This is a genomic window from Burkholderia stagnalis, from assembly GCF_902830275.1.
In the GTDB taxonomy this organism is placed as follows: domain Bacteria; phylum Pseudomonadota; class Gammaproteobacteria; order Burkholderiales; family Burkholderiaceae; genus Burkholderia; species Burkholderia stagnalis.
This window is the reverse complement of sequence record NZ_CADESW010000111.1, coordinates 1-306: the sequence shown is the minus strand read 5'-3', so window position 1 is coordinate 306 and position 306 is coordinate 1. Positions and strand designations below refer to the sequence as shown.

1 protein-coding gene is annotated in these 306 nt (G+C 66.0%); it reads right to left on the bottom strand.

The genetic code is table 11. The features are described from left to right. Positions 1-103, bottom strand: a 103-nt coding sequence (locus HWY45_RS36460) for an FAD-dependent oxidoreductase (RefSeq protein ID WP_425129154.1), incomplete at its 3' end; no start/stop codon positions are given. Between the last annotated feature and the right edge of the window lie 203 nt (positions 104-306).

The following is a 306-nucleotide window of genomic DNA, read 5'->3' as shown; positions in this document are numbered from 1 at the left end:
ACACGCCGATCTCGGTGCCTTTCTCGGCAGCCAGCTGCTTGAGCCGGATCGCGGCCGACAGCCCGGCCGGGCCGCCGCCGACGATCACGACGTCGTATTCCATCGATTCGCGCGGGCCGTATTGCGCGATCAGTTCATCTTGGGTCAAAGCCGAATCTCCTCCTGCCGCAGTTCCCGATCGCCCGATCAGAACTGGTCTTCCGTCAGCGCGAGCACGCCGTCGCCGCCCTTCGCGCCGACGATCGACGCTTCGAGCCCTTCCGCCTGCACCAGCACGTGTTCCGCATAGTGCTGCGCGATCGCGAT